We start from the raw sequence: 18152 nt of genomic DNA on the forward strand, positions 1-18152 counted from the left end.
GGGGTCAGGACGTGGGACGCCGGTGCACGCTCACGCGCGGGCCGTCACAGGTACTGGCCGGTGCTGGTGACGTTCTCGATGGTCCGGGAGGCGTCGACGCCCTTCTTGCCCTGCACGATCGTGCGGATGAACACGATGCGCTCGCCCTTCTTGCCCGAGATCCGCGCCCAGTCGTCGGGGTTCGTCGTGTTGGGCAGGTCCTCGTTCTCCTTGAACTCGTCGACGCAGGCCGCGAGCAGGTGGTCGACGCGGATGCCCCGCTGACCGGTCGACAGCAGGTCCTTGATCGCCGACTTCTTGGCGCGGTCGACGACGTTCTGGATCATGGCGCCGGAGTTGAAGTCCTTGAAGAACAGGATCTCCTTGTCGCCGCTGGCGTACGTCACCTCGAGGAAGCGGTTCTCGTCGGCCTCCGAGTACATGCGCTCGACGACCCGGGCGATCATGGCCTCGACCGCCGCGCTCGGGGACCCGCCGTGCTCCGCGATGTCGTCGCCGTGGATCGGCAGGTCGGCCGTCAGGTACTTGGCGAAGATCTCGCGCGCGCCCTCGGCGTCGGGCCGCTCGATCTTGATCTTCACGTCCAGGCGTCCGGGCCGCAGGATCGCGGGGTCGATCATGTCCTCGCGGTTCGACGCCCCGATGACGATGACGTTGTCGAGCCGCTCGACGCCGTCGATCTCGGAGAGCAGCTGCGGCACGATCGTCGTCTCGACGTCGCTCGACACACCCGTCCCGCGGGTGCGGAACAGCGACTCCATCTCGTCGAAGAACACGACGACGGGGTGGCCCTGGGACGCCTTCTCACGGGCCCGCGCGAAGATCAGGCGGATGTGCCGCTCGGTCTCCCCGACGTACTTGTTGAGCAGCTCCGGGCCCTTGACGTTGAGGAAGAACGAGCGCGCGTCGGACGCGTCGTCGCCGCGCGCGGCGGCGGCCGTCGCGGCCAGCGAGTGCGCGACCGCCTTGGCGATGAGCGTCTTGCCGCACCCGGGCGGCCCGTACAGCAGCACGCCCTTGGGCGGCTTGAGCCCGTGCTCGCGGAACAGCTCGGGGTGCAGGAAGGGCAGCTCCACCGCGTCCCGGATGGCCTCGATCTGCGGTCCGAGGCCACCGATGTCGGTGTAGTCGATGTCCGGGACCTCCTCGAGGACCAGCTCCTCGACCTCCGCCCGCGGGATCACCTCGAAGACGAACCCGCTGCGCGGGTCGATCGTCAGGGCGTCGCCGACGCGCACGCGGCCGTCAGCGACCTGGCCGGCGAACCGGACGACGCGCTCCTCGTCGCCGCGCCCGACGACGAGCGCACGCCCCTCGCCGAGCATCTCCTTGACCGTGACGATCTCGCCGACCTGCTCGTAGCCACCGGCCTCGACGACCGTGAGCGCCTCGTTGAGCATGACCTCCTGGCCGGGGCGCAGGTGCCGGACGTCGAGCGACGGGCTGGCGCCCACGTGCATCTTGCGTCCGGCCGAGACGATGTCCACCGAGCCGTCGTCGCGCGCCGCGAGGAACGTCGCGTACGTGCCCGGCGGCTTGGCCAGGTCGTCCACCTGGCGCTTGAGCTCGAGGATCTGCTCGCGCGCCGCGACGAGCGCCTCGCTGAGCCGCTCGTTCTTCGCGGCGAGCACCGCGAGCTCACGTTGCAGGTCTCGTCCAGGGGCAGCGGGTTCGGTCATGGTGGTCGGCCTCCGTTCCGCGTCGCGATGAAGCCGTCCTGCGCTCCACCGTGCACGTCGCTGTGCCTGCTGGTCCGACGACCCTAACCGCCCGTGTCAACCGGCCGTGCGGGCCGCGCCGCATGTCGTCCGGGCGTCCCCCCCCCTGGGCCCCCCGCCGCCCCGCCGCCCCGGCGTCCCCGGGGCGGGCGCCGCGCGGTCACTCCCCCGTCGCGGGCCCCTGCGGGCCGAGGTCGTCGGGTGCGACGTGCAGCTCGCGGCGGGCACGGCGGATCTTCTTGGCCGACGTCTCGCGCTCGCCCATCGCCTCGGGCGACCACAGCTCCGTGTCGGTGGCCGGCGCGCCGTCCTCGGCGACCGGGTAGGAGCCCTTGGCGGGGCGCCGCTTGCGGTGCGGCGGCTCGACGCCGTCCGCGAGGCGCCGGGTCGTCAGGAGGAAGCCGGTGTGCCCGATCATCCGGTGCTGCGGGCGGACGGCCAGCCCCTCGAGGTGCCAGCCGCGGACCATCGACTCCCACGCCTCCGGCTCGGTGTAGCGGCCGTCGCTGCGCACGTCCTCGGCGAGCCGCGAGAGCTGCGTGGTCGTCGCGACGTAGCAGACCAGCACGCCACCGGGCGCGAGGGCCGTGGCCACGGCGTCGAGGTTCTCCCACGGTGCGAGCATGTCGAGCACGACGCGGTCGACGGATCCCGGCTCGGCGGCCGTCGGCAGCACGTCGGCGAGGTCCCCGAGGCGCAGGTCCCACGCGGGGTGCGCACCGCCGAAGAACGACTCGACGTTGCCGCGCGCGATCGCGGCGAAGTCCTCACGCCGCTCGACGGACACCAGACGGCCGTGGTCACCGACGGCACGCAGCAGCGACAGCGTCAGACCGCCCGAGCCGACCCCGGCCTCCACCACGGTGGCCCCGGGGAACACGTCGCCCATCGTGACGATCTGGCCCGCGTCCTTGGGGTACACCACGGCCGCGCCGCGCGGCATCGACAGGACGTGGTCCGCCAGCAGGGGCCGCAGCGCCAGGTACTCGATGCCGGTCGTGTTCTGCACCACCACACCCTCGGACGCCCCGATGAGCTCGCTGTGCCGCAGGTAGCCGCGGTGCGTGTGGAAGCTGCCGTCGGGCTGCAGCGTGATCGTGTGCAGGCGGCCCCGCGGGTCGGTGAGCTGCACCCGCTCACCGGTGCGGAAGGGTCCACGCCGCTGGGCGGCCCCGGTCGGTGCGGGCACGGCGGCGTCGTGGGTGGTCACGGGCGCCGAGTCTAGGTGGTGTGGTTCATGAGGACCGACCCGCACCGGCCGCCGCGGAGGGCTCCGCCCCTCTCGGTGCGGCGGAGCCGGCGGGTCCTCCTCCACGCCATCGTGCGCTCAGTGCGGCCGCCGCGTCGTTCGCGCAGCTGTCCACAGATGCGAGACGACCGGCCTGCCGAACCGCTTCGAACCAGTACCTTCCCGACATGCGCATGCACGGACAGGTGGCCCTCGTAGCGGTCGTGATCGGGGTGCTGGTCGCCGGGTGCACGACGGACGCCGGACCCGCTGACCCCACCACCGCGGAGCCGAAAGCGACGACGACGCCCACCGGGTCGCCCACGCCCACGCCCTCACCTACGCCGGACGTCACCGTGCCCCCGGATCGACCCGAGGCGATGGCGACTCCGAGCGCCGACGGCGCCGCGGCTGCCGCGAGCTACTTCATCTCGCTGTACCCGTATGCGTACGCCACCGGAGACCTCACGGAATGGAGGTCGATCGCCGACCCGTCGTGTGAGTTCTGCTCGAAGGTCTCGGAGGAGATCGATGAGCTCCACGGTCGCGGGCACAGCGTGATTGGCCCGCTGCACGTGGCGTCATCGAGTGGCATCGAGCTGGAGGCGGGGCGCTGGTACTCGGCTGAAGTGATCGTGGAGATCGCGGAGTCGTCGGAGCTCGACCGCGACGGCCAGGTCCTCAGCACCGATGGAGCCGGCGTCTACCGCACGACGTACTCGTTGACTTGGGACGACGGGTGGCGGGTCGATGCGGTCGGTCTCGAACCGGCCGAGTCGTGAGGCTTTCGGTCGCGGTCGCAGTCGCGGCCGCGGTCATGTCGTTGGCGCTGGTGGCGGCGCCTACGCCAGGCGGCAGTACGCGGTTCGACGGCAAAGCCACGGATCAGAACGTGCGTCTGGGCGCCGCGCGTGCTGAGGACTTGGCGCGGAGGAACGTCGCGATACATCCAGAGCTCCGGCTGTTCAACTACGAGCGCGCCCCGCAATGCCGCGAGGCGGCCGGCATCTGGACCAAAGGCTCCGCGGACGGCACCTGCCCCGAGCTGGCCAACCTCGCCGGGGTGATCCAGCAGTGCGAGACAGGCGACACCATGGTCATGCCGATGTGGCGCCAGGCCCGCGCCACACCCGCCGCGGCGTGGGGCCCCTGGCAGCAGATCGACGCCGGCGGCTGCGGGGTCGACCTGCTGCCCGTCCTGACCGAGGCCGACTTCCGGCTGCTCCCCCTGCCCGCGCCCACCCTGACTCTGCAACCCGACCGCGGGTGGGTCCTGATCAACATCGAGACCATCGTCTCCACCGACCCCACCCCCATCACCCTGCGCACCGAGTTGCTCGGCTACGGCATCACCGTCGAGGCCACCCCCACCCGCTGGACCTACGACTTCGGCGACGGCCACACCCTGACCACCACCTCACCGGGCCACGCCTACCCCCACCACGACGTCTTCCACGAGTACGAGAACCCCGGCACCACCACCATCACCCTGAACGCCGAATGGACCGGCCGCTACCAGATCGACGGCTCACCCATCTGGCGCGACATCAACGGCACCGCCAACACCACCACCACCTCCCCACCCTTCACCGTCGAAGAACGCACCAGCCGCCTCGTGGCCGACCTGTGCACCGACAGACCCAAACCACCCGACTGCTGAGAATGAACGCGAGGCGTCGCTCCTTAGATCGGCACTCGACACCCCATCCCGCAGCCGCAGGATCACTCCCATCTCGGCAGGGCATGCTGCCTTGGGGTCTCGAACGGTCCTGAAGCGGTACGCCCCCGCGAGATCACGGAGTGGCGACCCGAGACCGGAACGACACTCTCCATCACGCAGCACTAAGTGACTGCTTCGGTAACCGCTCGCACGACGTGCCGAATCCGACGGACAATAGGTGCAAGCTCGGTTCGCCAATGCTCAGGAGGCCTAGATCACCTGCTGCGGTCGCGGGCGATGTCGAGCACGCGTGCGAGCAGGACGTCCGGGTGATCCGTCACCATCTCGATGTGCGCGGGGGTGGGCCGGTCTGGGTTCACCGATCCGATATAGGCCAGGATCGGCTGGCGGTGTCCCTTGTCAAAGACGAGCGCGGCGAACTCGATGCCGGCGTCGCGCTTCCCGTCCCGACGGAAGTCGGTGATGACGACGTCGATGTCGTCACGGCGCAACTCTTGCAAGCCCTCCTCGGTCGAGAGAGCGTTGACGACTGTCGCCCCGGCACGCCGCAGGAATCGTCGTTCGATCTGGTTGTTCTCGGGCGAGTCGTCGACCCAGAGGATTCGGAAGTCGGTCAGCCGCTCCCGCAGTCCGGCAGCACGCTCTACGAGCCCTTCCGCCAGCCACGGGTCCTTGAGCTGTTCACGTCGATGGTCCACGAGGGCCTTCCCGGCGAGCTCCAACTCGACGCCCGCGACCTTCACATGGCGAACGCTCGGGATCGCGCGGGTGATCGGTTCCCGCAGAAGCCAGACCACCATCACGCCGGCGATGACGAGGCTCAGAGGGAAGAGCGCATTGATCACTGCCACAGCAACGCCCTCTGACATCTCCGCTCCCGCCCTACGTCGACGCGCCGTGGCGCGGCCGTGGATTGCCGATGTGCGACGTCCACCAACCGGCCGATGCTCGCATCTCAGCCCGATGAATGCAGTACGCCACGCCCTGGGATGCGTGAACGCACAAACACCTCCACGGCGGTGGCGTGGAGGTGTTCTCGGGATCACCGCGCCGCCTCACCGCGTACTCACGCAGAGGTCGCCGCTCGGGGCGCGACCGCGACGTGGGCAGCCTAGGCGGGCCTCATCGCGATACTGCTGTCCGCCCTCGCCCACGTGTTCTCGCTCGATCGCGCGTCCAGCGCCAGATCGCTCGCGCCTGCGGCCAGTGCCTGGTCGAGCACTGTCAGCACCAACGACACGGTCCCGACCGCGTCCTGCACGATCCCGGACCCGAGCGCGCGACCAGTCGAGACGCATTCTGCGCCAACAAGCGCAGCCTGCGATTCCACAGCCGCTACAAAGGAGGCGACAGCGCCCACGTCGACCTTCAAGTCACTCATGATCGCTCCCCCGGTCGTGCGCAGATCTCACCTCGGTACCTCGACGGCGAACGTGGGGCTGGGCGACGGCGGAGCAATCACGTCCGCGCCGTCGAACTCCAGGAGTGGCTCGAGATCGGGCACCGGGTCGAACACACCGCGTGGGATCAACACGGAACCGCAGTACTCGTCCGTGAGCAGCTCGCCGCCCGGCAACCTGATGTCCCCGTCCGGGGCGTTCACCCCGACGATGCGCCGCTCTCCGTCGGCACCGAGCTCCAGCCTGTAGACCCGCGCCTGGGGCTGCCCGCCATCGCTCGAGGGACGCTCCTGGAGGACGGGCAGGTCGGCGGCGCATCCAGCGACGAAGACTCCCCTCCCACCCTGGACGAGTTCGACCGTCAGTGGTGTCAGGGGCCTCGGCCCGAGTGCCACGTACGCCGAGCCATCGTCGAGGTCGGATCGAGCAAGGTCCACCATCTGCAGGATCGCCGACTTGCTCCATGTTTCGGCGAGGGCCTCCCCTGAGAAGTCCGCCGCGTTCGTGGCGGCCGCAAATGCCAGCTCACCGGCCCTCACGGCTTGCACCCATGGATCTGCTTCCAGTTCACCCTCGGGCGGGCCGCTCTGCCATGAGACCGCCGGTGTCGCCAGGGGGCGAGGTTCCTCGCTCGTGCACGCTCCGGCCGCCAGTGCGAGCACGACTACCGCTGCCGCCCGGATTGACCAACGTCCGATCAGCGCTCGAGCACCGCCCTTTCGTCCTGTCGTCATTGGCCCTTCACATGATCGGTGCCACGGGCGCGCATGGCGTCCACGACGTCTTCGTAGTCTCCGACGAGGCCGTCGGCGATCTCGGATGCATCATCTGTGTCGACGTCCCCTGCGTGGGCTCCAGCCTTGTCCCACAGGCCGAGCCGCCGGTACTCGAGCACCGAGACCTCGAAGAACCGGTTCAGCGAGCCGGCGCCGTCCGGTATCAACGACTCGGTAGAGCGCGCCGGCAGCGGGCCGCCCGTCATGTGCGACTCGACGTACTTCTGCATGAAGTCGAGGCCGACGTCGACGCCGATCGATGCCATCGGACGGATTGGGGAGAGCGCAACTCCCGCGTCGACCGCCTTCCGTCCCGTCTCGATACCCGCCCGCACTTGCTCGTCTCTCAGGTACTGCTGGACCTCTGCTGCCGAGACGCTCGCACCGTCCACAGCACCCCATGCAGTCGCAAGCGCGTCGAGGGCAGTACCCGCCGATGCGCTGCCATCGACCACCGCCTCCAGCGTCCGCCGCTGGTACGCGAGTACCCCCGCCTGGAGGGCAAGCCGACCGGACTCGTCACTCGCCGCTGCTGTCAGTACGGGGACGACCCAGTCGCGCGAGACATAGGCCGTGGGAACCTCATGGCTCAAGTAGGCGATCTCCGTCATGCGCCAGGGATCAGAGATATCGCCATCGCTGGAACCAGCCTTGAGTCCGATCTCGACAAGCCCGGCGAACTGTCCTGAGATGGCGTTCGCGAGCTGTTCAGCGCCCGCCGACGTCAGTTCCGTCGGAAGGAACGAGCGGTTCTGCGCAAGCGCATGGAACACATGCGTGTTGATCGCGGCCGTCTGTCGGTTCACGAGCGCGTCGCCCGCATCAGCCTGGACACCTGCCCAGAGCGCACCGACACCCGCGAATCCGTCCGACGCGCCTTCCGCCCAGCTCCGCTCACGAAACCAGTACGTGATGCGGGGAGTTGCCGGACGGATCTCCGAGGACGACCAGTCGATCCCCTCCCCCGTCAACCAGTCCCTCGCCGCCTGCGGGTACGCCCCGAGCGTCTCGAAGACCCGCGCCGCGGCATCGTGCGCCGCCCCCGCGTCGAGCGACAGCGACCCGGCGGTGTCCAGCGCGTGGCCGGGAGCCCCCGGCCCGTCGCGCCACGGCCCGCCGTTGCCTCGCTCGACGGCATCCAGCAGGTCGGCCATCGCCACGGTGAACGTCTGGCTCATCCGTGCGCCCTGCGGGTCGGCGAACGCGTAGCCGATCGCGGACAGCGTGCCGTTCATGCTCGACGCGGCCCGCACCATCTCGCCCGCGTACGACGCCGCCTCGCCGGACGACCACGTCGACGACGCCGACGCCAGACCGGAGCGCAGCGCTGCCCCGGCGGCCGCCAGCGAGGAGTTCCGGTCCGTGGCCCCGACGACCATCTGCTCGCCCAGCATCGTCAGCAACCGCACCACCCCGGCGCCCCCGATCGCGACGAACACCCCGGACATCACCTCACCGTCATCACCCCACGCATCGAGGAAGCCCGTGAGCGCCGCGAGCGTCCGGACGTCCCCGGGGTAGTTGCTCACCTGCTCGGCAGCCTGCGCGAACCAGGTCGCCATCACCCGCCGCTGCGCCGCGGTCACCGTCCCGGCAGCGCTCGCCGCCAACGCCCGCACCAACGGCACGTCGACGATGACGTCCACCCCGGTCCCCGGCGCGTACGCGGCCATCACCTCCACCCCGGCCAGCCGTGCCGCGGTCCGCCGGTCCAGGTCCTCACGCTCGTCACAGCACACGACGAACGCCCGCAACCCCTCAGCCGCATCTGCCACCGCCGCACGCCACACCCGCAGCTCACCAGCAGCCTGCGGCACCGCCGCGAACGCCGGCACGTCCGTCCACGACCACGGCACGGCGCCCACCCCACCAGCCAACGCCGCCACCGCGTACCGCTCCCGCGCCGCCACCGCCCGCACCCGCGCCGTCTCCACCTCATGCCGGGCCGCCATCACCCGACGTTCCAGCCCTCGCAACGCCGCCCCGTACCCGGCCAGCACCCCGGCCACCTGCCGGCACCCACCAGCCGCGTCCTCCCACCCCGACGCCAGCCGCCCCGACCGCTCCCCCAACGCCGCCGCCCACGCCCCGACCGACGCCCCCACCAACCCGTCCCCGGCCGCCCGCACACTCACCGCACGAGCCGCGAACCGCTCCGCACGCGCGAGATACCCCGCGACCAACCCGTCGACGGCCTCGACGTCACCGGCTTCCGGCGAGCGCTCCAGCACCCCGAGATCCACGCGCACCCCCTGCGACAACCGGACGAACCGGGCACACCGTAGCGGCCCGTCGCGATCCGTCGCTCGGTCCATCCACAGGTGCCCGGACCAGGGGGTCCCACCGCGGCGCCCGGAGGCGTCAGACCCGCAGCGCCGCCACGACGTCGGCCGTCCGGACGAGCGCCACGACGCGCCCGTCGACGAGCGCCGCGATCACGGGCCCGTGCGCGGACGCCGCCGACAGCGCCCGCAGCAGCGCGTCGCCCGTCAGCGACCCGTCGACCACCGCGCCGACGGGCAGCGGCGTCGAGACCGCGACGACCGTGGTGGTGCCGGCCAGCTCCGCCGGCACGCGGGCCGCCGCCTCGGTGTCGACGTAGGCGGCGGGGCGTCCGTCGGGTGCCAGCACGACGACCTCCGCCACGTCCGCGGCAGCCGCCGTCGCCCGCGCCTGCGCGAGCGACGCCTGCGCCCCGACGACGACGGCCGGGCGCCCCACGGTCCGCAGCGTCAGCGCGTCCACGGCTCGGCCGGCTCGCCCGCCGCGCACGGCGGCCGAGGCCCCCGACCACAGGAAGGCGCCGATGAGCGCGGACCAGGCGACCGTCACCAGATCCGGGCTCGTCCCGGCGAGGAAGGGGCGGACCAGCACGACCAGGACGACGCCCACCGCGACGGCGCGCCCCGTCCACCCGGCCACCACGCTGCCGCGGTGGCGGTCACCCGTGCCCGCCCACACGGCGGCCTCGAGGATGCGACCGCCGTCGAGAGGCAGCCCGGGCACGAGGTTGAAGAGACCGACGAAGCCGTTGGCGACCGCCCCCGCCCACAGCACCGTCTGCAGCAGCGTCCCGTCCGGCACGGCGTGGTCCGCCACCAGCAGGAACGCGGCGGCGAGCACGAGGTTGGCCACGGGCCCCACGACCGCGACGAGCGCACTCGTCGCGGGTGTCGCCGCGGCGCCGCCGAACGTGGTGTGGCCGCCCCACAGCGTCAGGACGAACGCCTGCGGCTGCTGCCCGCGCGCCTTGGCGACGAGGCCGTGCGCGAGCTCGTGGACGAGCACGGAGGCGAACAGCAGGACGACGAACACGAGGGCCACGACGTACGGCAGCGCACCGCCACCACCCGTCCAGGTCTGCACGCTCGGCGCGAAGACGAGCGTCAGGACGACGGCGGCGAGCAGCCAGCTCGGGGCCAGGACGACGGGGGCGCCGGCGACGTGACCGAGCACCCAGCCGGGGGGACGCGCAGGTCGGGGTGCACTCACGTCGGCCAGCCTACGTTCCGCCGCACCCGCACCGGCCGGTCGTGTCGGCGGTGGCGCCTAGGCTCGTCGCGTGAGCGTGGACACCGACCAGCACCCCTCCCTCGACGGGCCGACCGCTGCGCCGACGCCCGCAGCGAGGGACGGCGAGGCCGACGTGGTCAGCGTCCCGGCCCGCGAGCCGCGCGTGCCGGGCCTGTCGCCGTCGCGCGCCAACGACTACCTCCAGTGCCCGCTGCTGTACCGCTTCCGGGTCGTGGACCGCCTGCCCGAGCCGGCGTCACCCGCGGCCGCCCGCGGCACTCTCGTGCACGCCGTGCTCGAGAAGCTCTTCGACCTGCCCGCCGAGGAGCGGACGCTCGAGGCGGCGTGCGCCGCCCTGCCGGAGCGCTGGGCCGAGCAGCTCGAGCAGGACCCGCGCTGCGCCGACCTGCACACCACCGACGCCGAGCGGGTGGAGTTCCTCGCGGGCGCGGAGCGGCTGCTCGCGACCTGGTTCACGCTCGAGGACCCCACGCGGCTCGAGCCCCGCGCGCGCGAGCTGCAGGTGCTCCACGACCTCGAGGACGGCCCGCGACTGCGCGGCGTGGTCGACCGGGTCGACGTCGCCCCGAACGGCTGGGTCCGCGTCGTCGACTACAAGACGGGCCGGTCCCCCCGCGCCGGGTTCGAGAGCTCGGCGCTGTTCCAGATGCGGTTCTACGCGTACGTCGTGTGGCGGTCGCGCGGCGTGCTGCCCAAGCGTCTGCAGCTCGCCTACCTCGGCGACGGGGTGGTCGTCAGCCACGAGCCGACCGAGTCCGAGATGCACACGCTCGAGGCGCGGGTGCGCTCGATCTGGGCGGGCATCGAGGACACCGCTCGCTCGGGCGACTGGCGCCCGCGCCCGTCGCGCCTGTGCGACTGGTGCTCGTTCCGCGACCGGTGCCCCTCGTTCGGCGGGACACCACCGCCGGTCCCCGAGGGCGCCGTGCAGCGGGCGATCGGTGTCACGCCCGCGCCGGCCGCCTGACGCCGGTTCCGGCGTCAGACCGGACGCGGACCGCCCTGAGGGACTCGCAGGTCGAGCGTCTCCCCCGCGGCCACGCGCGCGAACGTCTCGAGGTCGAAGCTCTCCAGCGTCGACGTGCGCGACACCCCGGCCGGCGGGTCGAGCACGACGTGGGAGTCGACGGCGACGACCCGCGCGCCGCTCGCCACCGCGGACGCCAGCCCGGAGCGGGAGTCCTCGAAGGCCACGCAGTCCGCGATGTCCACGCCCAGCAGCCGGGCGGCCGTCAGGTACGGCTCCGGGTGCGGCTTGGGCCGCGTCACGGTGTCGCCGCTGACCACGACGTCGAACAGGCCGACCGTCTGCGCGAAGGGCGCCGCGACGACCTCGAACGACGACGTCACGAGCGCCAGCGGCACACCGGCCGCGTGCAGGGCCCGCAGCGCCTCGTGCGCGCCCGCCTGCCACGGGATGCCGGCCGCGACCGCCGCGCGCACCGAGGAGTTGAGCGCGTCGGCGATCTCCGCGACGGACAGCGCCACGCCCGCCGCCTGCAGCAGGCCAGCGGAGACCTCCATCGAGCTGCCGATCATCGCGACCGCGTCCTGCCGGGTCCACACGCCGCCGTGAGCCTCGACGAGCTCGATCTCCGCCGCCATCCAGTACGGCTCGGTGTCGATCAGCGTGCCGTCCATGTCCCACAGCACCGCCGCGGGCAGCGCCCCTTGGGGTGGGGCGTCCGGGGACGGCGGCGCAGCGTGGCGGGCGTCGTCGGCGGTGCGGTCGGCGAGGGTGCTCAGGGTGGTCTCCGGGTGCGTGCGGGGTCGGACGGGGATCGCACGAGACTACCCGCGCGCACCGCCACGCCCGCGGTGACCGGCCGGGAGCGCGCTCGCGCCCTAGGCTGGGACGGTGAACGACCATGCAGCCCCCGACCTGCCGGCCCGTGAGACGGTCATGCTCGCGGCGTTCGAAGGGTGGAACGACGCGGGCAGCGCCGCGACCACGGCCCTGGAGCACCTGCACGACGTGTGGGGTGCCGAGCAGGTCGACGAGCTGGACCCGGAGGACTACCACGACTTCCAGGTGAACCGGCCTGTGGTCGGCCTGGGTCCCGACGGGGCACGCGAGATCACGTGGCCCACGACGGCGGTGGCCGTCGCGACGACGCCGCGCTCGGGCCGTCAGGTCGTGCTCGTCCACGGCATCGAGCCGTCGATGCGCTGGCGCCGGTACTGCGGCGAGCTGCTCGACATCGCGGCCGGTCTCGGCGTGCGCACCATCGTCACGGTGGGCGCGCTGCTCGCCGACGTGCCGCACACGCGACCCATCCCGGTCAACGCGACCAGCGAGGACGCGAACGTCCGCGACCTCATGGGGCTGGAGCCCAACACCTACGAGGGGCCGACGGGCATCGTCGGGGTGCTGCAGCACGAGGCCGCGGCGCGCGGCATGCAGGCGCTGTCCCTGTGGGCGGCCGTGCCGCACTACGTCGCGGCGCCCCCGTCCCCCAAGGCGACCCTCGCGATCCTGCACCGCATCGAGGCGCTCATCGGTGAGCCGGTGCCGCTGGCCGAGCTGCCGGACGACGCGACGGCGTGGCAGCTCGGCGTCGACGAGCTGGCCGGCGAGGACTCCGAGATCGGCGAGTACGTGCGTCAGCTCGAGGAGGCCAAGGACACCGCCGAGCTCCCCGAGGCGAGCGGCGAGGCGATCGCGCAGGAGTTCGAGCGCTACCTGCGCCGTCGCGACAAGGGCACCGGCGGCTGACAGGCGGTCCCGCGGTCACCCGCGGACGACCTCACATCCGCACGCCCAGCAGTGCGTCGACCGCGCGGGCGACCAGGCCGGGCGCCCCTTCGTGGAACCGCACCTGGCCGGCCAGCGCCGTAGCGGCCCAGGCGTCGACGACGGCCAGCGCGCGGGGCGTGTCGAGGTCGTCGGCGACCGCCGCACGGATCCCTGCGAGGACGGGTGCGGCGTCCGGGCCGCCGTTGCCGGCCAGCGCCCGGCGCCACGTGACCACCCGCTGCCGGGCGGCCACCAGCCCCTCGTCGGTCCACTCCCAGTCCTCGCGGTAGCGGTGCGCCAGCACCGCGAGGCGGACCGCCATCGGCTCGACCCCGTCGGCGAGCAGGCGCGAGACGAGCACGAGGTTGCCGCGCGACTTGCTCATCTTGTGGCCCTCGTAGCCGACCATCCCGGTGTGCACGTGCGCGCGCGCCGACTCCCCGGCGTCCAGCAGGCGCAGGTGCGACGCGCTGCACTCGTGGTGCGGGAACGCGAGGTCCGACCCGCCTCCCTGGACGTCGAACGGCACACCGAGACCGTCACGCGCGATCACCGAGCACTCGATGTGCCACCCGGGACGGCCGCGACCCAGACCGGGCGCGTCCCACGCCGGCTCCCCCGGCCGCTCCGCGCGCCACAGCAGCGGGTCGAGGGGCGAGCGCTTCCCCGGCCGGTCGGGGTCACCGCCACGCTCGGCGCTCAGCACCAGCATCGCGGCCTCGTCGAGCCCCGCGACGGACCCGAACGCCGGGTCCGCGGACAGGTCGGCGTACACGTCGTCGCCACCGTCGGGCGACGGCAGCCGGTAGGCCGCTCCGCGCGCCAGCAGGGCTTCGACGGCTGCGACCACCTGCGGGACGGACTCGACGACACCCCGGTACACGTCGGGCGGGACGACGCCGAGCGCCGTCATGTCGGACGCGTACAGCGCCGTCTGGTCCGCCGCGAGCGTGCGCCAGTCGACGCCGGTGGCCGTGGCACGCTCGAGCAGCGGGTCGTCGACGTCGGTGACGTTGGACGCGTAGGTGACGCGCTGCCCGGCGTCGCGCCACGCACGCACCAGCACGTCGAACGCGACGTACGTGGAGGCGTGGCCGAGGTGGGTCGCGTCGTACGGCGTGATGCCGCACACGTAGAGCCGCGCCTCGGGCCCCGGCGCGGCCACGACGACCTGGCCGGTGGAGGTGTCGAGCACACGGACCGGCTCGCCGGTCCCGGGCAGTCGAGGGATCTGCGGAGCGGGCCAGGTGAGCACCTCGGAAGCCTAACCGGCGTGGCCGGGCGTCTCCGACGCACAATGGGCGCGTGACACCCGAGTCGACGTCCGGTCCCACCAGCGGCACATCCGGCGGACCGACGCCCCGCACCCCGCACGCCGCCGGCCTTCCCGGCGCGCGCGTGTGGATCGAGCGGTCCGACGGCTGGCACCGGGTGCGCGACGGCGGCAGCCCCGACGTCGCCGCGCTCCCGCAGGACGCGCGTGCGACGTGGGTCGTGACCGACGACCTCGACGGGCTCGTCGCGGTCACCCACGCCCTGGCGACCGACGCCCACACGGTTCTGCTGCTGGACCGGCACGTGCTGCACGCGGGCCCGAGCGACCGTCCGCACGCACGGCTGGACCGCGGCGCGGGCGGCCAGGTCGTGCTCACCGCCCCGACCCTCGCGTTCGTCCCGCGCACGGGCGACGTGCAGACCGGCTGGGTCACGTGCGTCCTGTGCCCCGGGCTGGTCGTCATGACGGAGCAGGGCGACGCGGGGGTCCTCGCGGCGGTCGCCGCGAGGCTCGAGGACGACGTCCCCGACCCCGACCAGGGCGCGTACGCGGTCGCGGCGGCGATGCTGCTGGTCCTCGTCCAGACGGCGGGGTACGTCGAGCTCGAGATCGGTGACGCGGTGTCCCGCATCGAGCGCACGGTCTTCTCGCCCCGCGCGTCGGGCGAGGTCCTGGGCGACGTCTACGACCTCAAGCGGGAGATCGCGGAGGCGCGTCGCGCGGTCGGGCCGGTCGGCGCGCTCCTGCCCGAGCTCGACGACGCCTGGGCCGAGCACGCGCGCCGCTCCCCCGCCTGGCTCCGCCGCGTGCAGACCGCGGTCGACCGCATCGACCGGCACCTCGACGGTCACGACGGGCTGCTCGGCGACATGGTCGCGGTCCACCTCGCCCAGGTCTCGGTCCGCCAGAACGAGGACATGCGCAAGATCTCCGCGTGGGCGGCGATGATCGCGGTGCCCACCCTCGTGGCGGGCGTGTACGGCATGAACTTCCGGCACATGCCGGAGCTCAGCTGGACGATCGGGTACCCGCTCGCGCTCGCGACCATGGCCGTCACGAGCCTGCTCCTGTGGCGTGCGTTCCGGCGCTCGGGCTGGCTGTGAGGCCCGTCAGGCGTTGGCGGGGGCGCTCACCGGCTCGAGGACGCCGGTGAGCAGGAGCAGGACGACGACGAGCGCCAGAGCCAGGCGGTAGTACACGAACGGCGCGTAGCTGAAGGTCGAGACGATCTTGAGGAACGCGATGATGACGACGTAGCCGACGACGAACGCCACGAGCGTCGCCACGAGCGTCGCCCCGAACCCGGGCGTGCCCGCCTGGCCGAAGTCGCCGACGCTCTTGACGAGCTGGAACAGGCCCGAGCCGAACACCGCGGGGATCGCCAGCAGGAAGGAGTAGCGGGCCGCCGCCTCACGCGTGTAACCCATGAGCAGGCCGCCGGTGATGGTGCCGCCCGAGCGTGAGACGCCGGGCACGAGCGCGAGCGCCTGCCAGAACCCGAACGCCAGCGCGTGCCGGGGCGTGAGCTCCTCGAGTCGTCGCGTCTTGGCGCCGCGCCGGTCCGCCCAGCCGAGGACGAGCGCGAACCCGGCGAGCGTCAGCGCGACGAGCCACAGGTTGCGGAACGGGCGCTCGATGGCGTCCTGGAACGCGAGCCCCAGGACGACGATGGGCACCGAGCCCAGGATGATGAACCAGCCCATGAGCGCGTCGCGGTCCGACGGCTGCCCGGTCGGCATGCCCGCGCGCGAGCGCCAGTCCGTGCCGTAGGCGCCGCGCAGGGCGGCCCACCAGGCCAGGACGATGCGCTTGATGTCGCGGCGGAAGTACAGCAGCACCGCGGTCTCGGTCCCGAGCTGCGTGATCGCCGTGAAGGCCGCGCCGGGGTCACCCGACCCGACGAGCTCGCCGAAGATGCGCAGGTGCGCGCTCGAGGAGACCGGCAGGAACTCGGTCAGCCCCTGGACCAGCCCGAGGAAGATCGCCTCACCTGTACCGATGCCCGTTGCCACGAGGCGCAACGATAGCGCTGCCGTGCCAGGCGCGATGGCACGGCACGTCGGGCTCCGGTCGTCCGCCCCGCGCGGCTAGGGTGACGCCCCATGGAGCACCGCCGTCTGGGCCGCACGGGCCTGCGCGTCTCGTCGCTCGGCCTCGGGACCATGACGTGGAGCCGCGACACCGACGACCACGAGGCCGCCGACCAGCTGCGCGACTTCGTCGAGGCGGGCGGGACCCTCGTCGACACCTCCGCGTCGTACGCCGACGGGGGTGCGGAGGAGCTCCTGGGCACCCTGCTCGGTGACGTCGCGGACCGTGAGGACGTGGTGATCTGCACCAAGGCGGGCGTCCGGCGCACGGGCGCCGGTGGCGTCGTCGACGCGTCGCGCGGGGCGCTGCTCGACAGCCTCGACGCCTCGCTGCGCCGGCTGCGGACCGACCGCGTCGACCTGTGGCTCGCGACGCCGGACCCGCGCACGCCGCTGGAGGAGACGGTCTCGGCGCTGCGGCACGCCGTGCAGGTCGGCAAGGCCCGCTACGTGGGGCTGTCGAACCACGCCGGCTGGCAGGTGGCGCGCGCCGCGACGCTCCTGGAGGGCGACCCGGGCCTCGCGGCCGTGGAGGCGGAGTACTCGCTGCTGCAGCGGGGCGTCGAGCGCGAGGTGCTGCCGGCGTGCTCGTCGCTGGGTGCGGGCCTGCTCGCGTGGTCGCCGCTGGGGCGCGGGGTGCTCACCGGCAAGTACCGCCGGACGATCCCGTCGGACTCCCGCGCCGCCACGGCGCACCTCGCGGGTTTCGTGCAGCCCTACCTGACCGCCGACGCGGCGGGTGTCGTCGACGCGGTCGTCATGGCCGCGTCCGGCCTGGACCGCACACCGCTGGAGGTGGCGCTCGCGTGGGTCACCTCACGCCCGGGTGTCGCCAGCGCGGTGGTCGGCGCCCGCACGGCCGCGCAGCTGCGCGGTGCGCTCGCGGTCGACGACCTGCGCCTGCCGCCCGAGATCGTCGCCGTGCTGGACGAGATCACCGCACCCCAGGCGAGCTACCCGGAGCGCTGAGCGGGTCCTCGCGGACCGTGCGGCCCGCGGGGGTTCAGGCGTCCTCGACCTCGAGGTCGTCCTCGTCGAGGTCCTCGTCGTCGTCCTCGTCGTCGTCGTCGTCGTCCTCGTCGTCGTCCTCGTCGTCCTCGCCGAGGTAGAACGGCGTGGCCTCGCCGTGCACCGTGCCGAGCGCGTCGTCGTACACCTCGAAGGCGTCGGCCAGCACGTCGTACGCGTCGTCGACCGCGGGGTCGTCGTCGTCCTTCTTGCTCAGGACGGCGGCGTAGTGCGCCTCCAGGGCGGCCACCAGACGGTCGAGGGCGGCGCGCGGGTCCACGGTCATGCGATGACCGTAGCGCCGCGGGGGCACAATGGCACCGCAGCGGCGCTCGAGGGCGCTCCTGGCACGGCGCCGGGACCCGGACGGACGGGACGAGGTGGACGATGACGGACAGCACGGTGCGCCGGCGGCGCAGCGACTGGGACTCGCACGGCGGTCAGTGGGAGTACCGCGTGCTGCGCATCCCCGCGACGACGTCCGGCAGCGATGCGCGGCGCATGCTCACGGACGAGGCCGAGTACGGACGCTGGGAGCTCGCCCGCCTGCGGCTCTACGCCGGCGGCGAGCGGCGCGTGTGGCTGCGGCGCAAGATCATCCGCGTCCGTTCCACGCTCGCCGAGACGCTGGGCTGACCCCCCGGGGGGGGGGGGGGGGGGGGGGGGGGGGGGGGGGGGGGGGGGGGGGGGGGGGGGGGGGGGGG

At 72.9% G+C, this 18152-nt stretch carries 18 protein-coding genes; 7 read left to right on the top strand and 11 right to left on the bottom strand.

The features are described 5' to 3' along the window. Nucleotides 1–44 precede the first annotated feature (44 nt). Entirely contained in the window at nt 45–1679 is a 1635-nt protein-coding gene (gene arc / locus H9657_RS01845; RefSeq protein WP_191779719.1) for a proteasome ATPase, read from the bottom strand. Nucleotides 1680–1878: 199 nt separating this feature from the next. Continuing rightward, on the bottom strand, nt 1879–2928 hold the full coding sequence (locus H9657_RS01850) for a tRNA (adenine-N1)-methyltransferase (RefSeq protein ID WP_318241227.1): 1050 nt from the start codon (nt 2926–2928) through the stop codon (nt 1879–1881). Between the two features lie 206 nt (nt 2929–3134). On the opposite strand from H9657_RS01850, the gene H9657_RS01855 reads away from it, so the two are divergent. Further along, nucleotides 3135–3728 carry a DUF6318 family protein gene (locus tag H9657_RS01855; RefSeq protein WP_191779721.1) on the top strand — a complete coding sequence of 198 codons (594 nt, stop codon included), beginning with the start codon at nt 3135–3137 and terminating at the stop codon, nt 3726–3728. Beyond that, nucleotides 3725–4606, top strand: coding sequence for a hypothetical protein (locus tag H9657_RS01860; protein ID WP_318241228.1), 882 nt, complete (start codon nt 3725–3727; stop codon nt 4604–4606). Before H9657_RS01855 ends, H9657_RS01860 begins: the two co-directional genes overlap by 4 nt. A 275-nt stretch (nt 4607–4881) precedes the next feature. On the opposite strand, the gene H9657_RS01865 is transcribed toward H9657_RS01860, so the two are convergent. From H9657_RS01865 to H9657_RS01885, 5 genes are all read right to left on the bottom strand, one after another. Beyond that, entirely contained in the window at nt 4882–5478 is a 597-nt protein-coding gene (locus tag H9657_RS01865) for a response regulator (RefSeq protein WP_191779723.1), read from the bottom strand. A gap of 260 nt (nt 5479–5738) precedes the next feature. Next, nucleotides 5739–6008, bottom strand: a complete 270-nt coding sequence (locus tag H9657_RS01870) for an alpha-mannosidase (RefSeq protein WP_191779725.1) — start codon at nt 6006–6008, stop codon at nt 5739–5741. A gap of 27 nt (nt 6009–6035) precedes the next feature. Continuing rightward, the gene (locus H9657_RS01875) at nt 6036–6566 is read right to left on the bottom strand and encodes a hypothetical protein (protein ID WP_191779727.1); all 531 of its coding nucleotides are present in this window, start codon (nt 6564–6566) and stop codon (nt 6036–6038) included. Nucleotides 6567–6757: 191 nt separating this feature from the next. Beyond that, nucleotides 6758–9046: a hypothetical protein gene (locus H9657_RS01880; RefSeq protein WP_191779729.1), complete on the bottom strand. Its 2289-nt coding sequence runs from the start codon at nt 9044–9046 to the stop codon at nt 6758–6760. Between the two features lie 118 nt (nt 9047–9164). Then, nucleotides 9165–10295, bottom strand: a complete 1131-nt coding sequence (locus tag H9657_RS01885) for a site-2 protease family protein (RefSeq protein ID WP_191779730.1) — start codon at nt 10293–10295, stop codon at nt 9165–9167. Nucleotides 10296–10449: 154 nt separating this feature from the next. Here H9657_RS01885 and H9657_RS01890 point away from each other — a divergent pair, with 154 nt between their 5' ends. Beyond that, nucleotides 10450–11304, top strand: a complete 855-nt coding sequence (locus H9657_RS01890; RefSeq protein WP_191779974.1) for a RecB family exonuclease — start codon at nt 10450–10452, stop codon at nt 11302–11304. A gap of 14 nt (nt 11305–11318) precedes the next feature. Here H9657_RS01890 and H9657_RS01895 read toward each other — a convergent pair whose 3' ends face one another. Then, entirely contained in the window at nt 11319–11978 is a 660-nt protein-coding gene (locus H9657_RS01895; RefSeq protein ID WP_191779732.1) for an HAD family hydrolase, read from the bottom strand. Between the two features lie 217 nt (nt 11979–12195). On the opposite strand from H9657_RS01895, the gene H9657_RS01900 reads away from it, so the two are divergent. Beyond that, nucleotides 12196–13053 (top strand): PAC2 family protein, encoded by an 858-nt coding sequence (locus H9657_RS01900; RefSeq protein ID WP_191779735.1) that lies wholly within the window; start codon nt 12196–12198, stop codon nt 13051–13053. A 31-nt stretch (nt 13054–13084) separates the two neighbouring features. On the opposite strand, the gene mshC is transcribed toward H9657_RS01900, so the two are convergent. Next, nucleotides 13085–14329, bottom strand: a complete 1245-nt coding sequence (gene mshC / locus H9657_RS01905) for a cysteine--1-D-myo-inosityl 2-amino-2-deoxy-alpha-D-glucopyranoside ligase (RefSeq protein ID WP_191779737.1) — start codon at nt 14327–14329, stop codon at nt 13085–13087. 50 nt (nt 14330–14379) lie between these two features. On the opposite strand from mshC, the gene H9657_RS01910 reads away from it, so the two are divergent. Continuing rightward, on the top strand, nt 14380–15453 hold the full coding sequence (locus tag H9657_RS01910; protein WP_318241230.1) for a CorA family divalent cation transporter: 1074 nt from the start codon (nt 14380–14382) through the stop codon (nt 15451–15453). A gap of 6 nt (nt 15454–15459) precedes the next feature. Here the strand turns inward: H9657_RS01910 and H9657_RS01915 are convergent, their stop codons facing one another. Continuing rightward, nucleotides 15460–16350 (bottom strand): undecaprenyl-diphosphate phosphatase, encoded by an 891-nt coding sequence (locus H9657_RS01915; RefSeq protein WP_191779978.1) that lies wholly within the window; start codon nt 16348–16350, stop codon nt 15460–15462. A gap of 102 nt (nt 16351–16452) precedes the next feature. Between H9657_RS01915 and H9657_RS01920 the strand changes: the two genes are divergently transcribed. Next, nucleotides 16453–17409, top strand: a complete 957-nt coding sequence (locus tag H9657_RS01920) for an aldo/keto reductase (RefSeq protein WP_191779739.1) — start codon at nt 16453–16455, stop codon at nt 17407–17409. Nucleotides 17410–17443: 34 nt separating this feature from the next. On the opposite strand, the gene H9657_RS01925 is transcribed toward H9657_RS01920, so the two are convergent. Beyond that, nucleotides 17444–17734 carry a primosomal protein gene (locus H9657_RS01925; protein ID WP_191779741.1) on the bottom strand — a complete coding sequence of 97 codons (291 nt, stop codon included), beginning with the start codon at nt 17732–17734 and terminating at the stop codon, nt 17444–17446. Between the two features lie 101 nt (nt 17735–17835). Here H9657_RS01925 and H9657_RS01930 point away from each other — a divergent pair, with 101 nt between their 5' ends. Continuing rightward, nucleotides 17836–18084 (top strand): DUF5703 family protein, encoded by a 249-nt coding sequence (locus H9657_RS01930; protein WP_191779743.1) that lies wholly within the window; start codon nt 17836–17838, stop codon nt 18082–18084. The last annotated feature ends 68 nt before the right edge of the window (nt 18085–18152 follow it).

The sequence above is a fragment of the Cellulomonas avistercoris genome, assembly GCF_014836445.1.
In the GTDB taxonomy this organism is placed as follows: domain Bacteria; phylum Actinomycetota; class Actinomycetes; order Actinomycetales; family Cellulomonadaceae; genus Cellulomonas; species Cellulomonas avistercoris.